Consider the following 4409-nt stretch of genomic DNA (forward strand, 5'->3'; position numbering starts at 1 on the left):
CCTGGCAAAATCCTCTCCTACCTCCCGATCGATCAATTCTAAATTAAGTTTCACTCCAGAAGGTGTCTTTACTTCCACTCTTTCTATTTTCTTCCCCGTGCTAAGCATAATCGCCGCTGCTTTAGCCGTAGCCTGAGCACAGGTACCCGTGGTGAAACCTTTTTTAAATCCCTTCTCAGTTTTATTCATCCCTGGTTAGAAATCCTCCATTAAGGACTGTTGGATATTCGAGACATTAGCTCCTGCCTGGTCTTAGGAGGCGGCATGTCAGCCACTACCCATCTCTTCCTTTTTAACTCATCGTAAACATCTATTAGCCAGGGCTTGTTTAAATCCGCTTCCTTTAAAAGACTTTCGTTTTGAAATACTTCTTCCGGAATCCCCTCTCCCGCCACCAGCCCTTGATTCATCACAAAAATATAGTCGGCCCAGGAATAGGCCAGGTCTACATCATGCGTGGAAAAAATGATAGTCACGCCTTCTTGATTAATTCGGTCAAACAAATCCATTATGCGCGCCGCATTTCCGGGATCCAGCCAGGCGGTGGGCTCATCACAGATAAGCACCGTGGGCTGCATGGCCAGTATATCGGCAATGGAAACCAGCTTCTTCTGGCCGTAGCTCAAGAAATGTGTGGGCCTATCCTTTAGTTCAACAATTTCAGTGGCCGCCATGGCCTGGTTAACCCGCCTCAAAACATTTTCTCTTGATAATCCCAGATTCAACGGGCCGAAGGAAATTTCTTGCAATACACTGGCCGAGAAAAGCTGGGTGTCGGGATCCTGAAAGACAATGCCTACATTCTTTCGTAACTCTAAAAGAAAAGCGTGGCTATAGCAGATATCTCGCCCTGCAAAACGTATCTTTCCCTTCGTGGGCTTTAAGATGCCGTTAAAGTGCAGAAAAATGGTGGTTTTACCGGCGCCGTTAGGACCTAAAACGGCCGTCTTCTTACCCTTAGGGATACCCATAGAAACCCCTCTTAAAGCCTTTGTACCGTCGGGGTACTCAAATTCAATGTCCCTGGCCTCAAGAATGACCTCCGGCAGAAAGAACACCCCCCGTCCACAGAGCCAGGATAACCAGCCCAAGGTCAATAAAAGCCACCAGCGCTACATTTTTCTTTGAAAAGGCATAAGGCAGCTCAAGCACATTGAGTTCCCCCCTATAACATCTGGCCATAAGGGTGGTATAGAGCATTTGCGAGTTATGGTATGATTTTGTAAAAAGGTTTGAAGCAAGCTGGGCCATTGAATAATACGATGTTTTTATGGAGGCATACCCGCAGCGAGAAGACTGGGAGATGTAAACTTTGTCTGCAGTTTCTATAAGAACGAAAATATAGCGGTAAATAAGGTTCATTAACTCAATAAAGAGACTAGGGACCTTAAGCCTTTTAAGCACAGAAATAATTTGTACCATGGGGGTGGTCAGGGAAAGAAAATAGAGACAGGAAATGGCTCCAAGAGACTTCCAAAATAAATTTACGGCCGTTTGAAGACCACCAGCCGTAACGCCAAGGGTAAAACCCCAGATCTTAACACCCCACAGGAAAGAAAACGGCTCGCCGGAAAAAGAAACGGCAATAGTAAGCACGCCTAAGATTAGAAACGACATAGGTATGGACATAAGCTTAAGATAAAACCGCATCGGTATGCCTGCACGCAAGATAACCACCCCTGCCATCAACAAAGTAATGACCAGGGAGGTTATCAGCGAGGAAGCAGCCAGACCGATAATCAACGTGATCACCGCAAAAGCAAACTTTTCTACCGGATGGGTAAAACGTAACCGGTTAGAATAAGCATACTGGTCGATTCTAAGCATATCTTAAAGACCCTTTTTTTTCGCCGTCACGTATCCCAGATAATAGCCGATAAATCCTGCCCCAATCGCTGCCTGGAGAGCAAAGAGTAGGCTTTCTATTTCCCCGCTGGGCGGCTCCCAGATGGATTGAAACCATGGTTCATAGTCAGGCTGGATCTGGGTAATTAGTTCCTGGGCCTGCCCGTCAGCACCACCAAACTCGGCACCGCTTTTAATTATCAAGGGGAAAATGGCCAGAGCAAGTACAAAAATTATCAGAATTATGTTTTTGATCCTTACACTCATCAAATCTTCACCCCCTTAGAAGAAATATTCTGGGAGGAAATAAGCGATAGAGCCTGCAGTTCAGGCTTACTGTATGCAACTAATAAGTTAAAAATCACTACTGTTAGAAGTCCTTCACTAATGGCCAGAGGAATTTGAGTTACGGCGAAAACACCCATAAACTTTACAAAAGACGCCATAAAACCACCGACTTCAGCGGGAAAAGCCAGAGCCAATTGCAGAGATGTGGTCACATAGGTCAATAAATTCCCCAGGGCGGCAGCCAGGAAAACACCCAGCCCGAAGGGAGCACCTGGTTTCTGGCAGATTTTATAAACTCCATAAGCCACAAACGGGCCTACCACAGCCATGGAAAAGGTATTGGCCCCCAACGTGCTAAGTCCGCCGTGGGCCAGCAGGATGGCCTGAAAAATAAGCACAATGCAACCCAGCACGCTCATCGCCGTAGGGCCGAAAAGCACTGCGCCCAGCCCCACACCGGTGGGGTGAGAAGAACTACCGGTTACCGAAGGAATCTTCAAGGCCGAAAGAACAAAGGAAAAGGCCCCTGCTAGCCCCAATAACATCTTCGTCTCCGGATGACTTTTTAACGTTTTACCTATCGAAAGGAGGCCCATAATTATAAACGGTAGCGTTACTATAGCCCAAAACACAGACCATCCAAGGGGAAGAAATCCTTCCATAATGTGCATGGCATAAGCACGAGAGGGATTCCCCCAAATTAAGAGAAAACTTACCCCGAAAATTAAGAGTGTCTTTGGCGGAAGCGCAAAACCCAATTTTTTGGCTAACTTATTGCTCAACTCACCTTCGAAAAAGGCGCTAAGCATTGGCTTTTGAGCTTTTTGCAGGAGCGCCATCTTTGATCGATTAACATACATTTTGAGTTACTCTCCTTTCACTTCTGTCATTTTTAATAAGGCATTGACAATGGCTACGGCCACACTACTTCCACCTTTTCCCCCCTGATTAGTAATAAAGGGAACAGGAAGAGTTATTAACTCTTTTTTAGACTCAGCCGCCCCCACAAATCCTACTGGAACACCGATGATCAAAGCAGGCCTTGCCTTACCCTTCCTGACCAGATCACAGACCTCAAATAAAGCAGTAGGCGCATTGCCGATGGCTACAATACCCCCGTCCATCAATTGATGGGCCTTTCTCATAGATATTGCCGCTCGAGTGTACCCAGACTGAGATGAACTTTGGACCACTTCCTGATCATTTATCAAACAGGCTACCGCTCCCCCAAAGCCACTTAAGATTTCTCTCCTGATTCCGACTTTCACCATGTTCACGTCAGTAACTATATTTTTCCCTGTTCTTAGAGCTGCAAGCCCTGCTTCTATAGCGCAGGGGTGGAATATTAGCCCCCTGGCATAATCCAGATCTACCGTGGCATGAATTACTCTTTTTACCACCTCCTTTTGCTCTTTCGGCAAATTCAAATCAGCCAAAAGCCCCTCTATAATTTTGAAACTTTTATCTTCTATTCTTTGGGGATCTACAATCTTCTTCATTGGGCTATTGCTTCCTTAATTCGATCCAGGACGATTTCGCCAATCCTGGGGTCTGCTCCTAAATTTCTGGCATACACGAAATCAATACCGTCATACTTTCCAGCTTCTCTTTTAATCATTTTGGGAATATCTATGCTGACGTGACTGCCCATAAACAGGAAAAGGGGAACGATAACCACCCTCCTGCATCCCTTTTGGACAACATTTTTTATGCTCTGGGACAGATCAGGTTGACCAAATTGTAGATACGCCGGATCTACAATATCCCATCCTTTTTTCTTGATCATCTCTACCACTTCATGGATAGCATCATTGGCTTCTCTCAATTTGCTTCCATGACCCAGTATTACGATCCCTGTTTTCGATTGCGACTTCAATCTTTATTCCCTTCTTGATAATTTATACTCCCGGCAGCTCTCTATAAATTTTTTGGCAAAATTAACATTGGAAGCAAAATGTAAATGCACATAACTGGCTAAGACGTTCCCTCTGATCAAACCATCCAGAAGAAGTTCTTGTTTACTATTTCTCATCCTGTAGGCGAAACAGATATCCTTGGGAATAGCGGCAAGATAAGACCAGTGAAACACATGTCCTCTATTTCTCTCTCCTTTGTGGCTTAATATATTATTCTTCACCGTCTCAATCTCTACATAACCAAGCGAGTGTAGTTTAGCTGCCATTTTAACTGTGCCGGAGAAGACTCCAACCATTGGGAAAATCCCTTCTTTAAAATCGACTAATTCTTCCATGAGGTACATCAGTCCTCCGCACTCA

The 4409-nt window shown here is 45.1% G+C and carries 7 protein-coding genes and 1 pseudogene; all 8 read right to left on the bottom strand.

Annotated features, from left to right (window positions below; genetic code table 11):
- A partial coding sequence (locus HW443_RS08995; protein WP_176238079.1) for a cobalt-precorrin-5B (C(1))-methyltransferase occupies positions 1-189 on the bottom strand: 189 nt, incomplete at its 3' end.
- A 20-nt stretch (positions 190-209) separates the two neighbouring features.
- Positions 210-1058 carry an energy-coupling factor ABC transporter ATP-binding protein gene (locus tag HW443_RS09000; protein WP_320411317.1) on the bottom strand — a complete coding sequence of 283 codons (849 nt, stop codon included), beginning with the start codon at positions 1056-1058 and terminating at the stop codon, positions 210-212.
- Positions 1030-1827: a cobalt ECF transporter T component CbiQ gene (gene cbiQ / locus HW443_RS09005; RefSeq protein WP_176235508.1), complete on the bottom strand. Its 798-nt coding sequence runs from the start codon at positions 1825-1827 to the stop codon at positions 1030-1032. The genes HW443_RS09000 and cbiQ overlap by 29 nt, the downstream gene beginning before the upstream one ends.
- A 3-nt stretch (positions 1828-1830) precedes the next feature.
- On the bottom strand, positions 1831-2112 hold the full coding sequence (locus HW443_RS09010) for an energy-coupling factor ABC transporter substrate-binding protein (RefSeq protein WP_176227127.1): 282 nt from the start codon (positions 2110-2112) through the stop codon (positions 1831-1833).
- Entirely contained in the window at positions 2112-2942 is an 831-nt protein-coding gene (locus HW443_RS09015; protein WP_176238082.1) for an energy-coupling factor ABC transporter permease, read from the bottom strand. Before HW443_RS09015 ends, HW443_RS09010 begins: the two co-directional genes overlap by 1 nt.
- A gap of 57 nt (positions 2943-2999) precedes the next feature.
- Entirely contained in the window at positions 3000-3632 is a 633-nt protein-coding gene (locus HW443_RS09020; protein ID WP_176229385.1) for a precorrin-8X methylmutase, read from the bottom strand.
- Positions 3629-4009 carry a sirohydrochlorin chelatase gene (locus HW443_RS09025; RefSeq protein WP_176235506.1) on the bottom strand — a complete coding sequence of 127 codons (381 nt, stop codon included), beginning with the start codon at positions 4007-4009 and terminating at the stop codon, positions 3629-3631. The genes HW443_RS09020 and HW443_RS09025 overlap by 4 nt, the downstream gene beginning before the upstream one ends.
- A gap of 3 nt (positions 4010-4012) precedes the next feature.
- Positions 4013-4409: pseudogene (locus tag HW443_RS09030) on the bottom strand (cobyrinate a,c-diamide synthase); the annotation flags it as partial.

The sequence above is a fragment of the Candidatus Hakubella thermalkaliphila genome (genome assembly GCF_013281975.1).
Taxonomy (GTDB): domain Bacteria; phylum Actinomycetota; class Humimicrobiia; order Hakubellales; family Hakubellaceae; genus Hakubella; species Hakubella thermalkaliphila.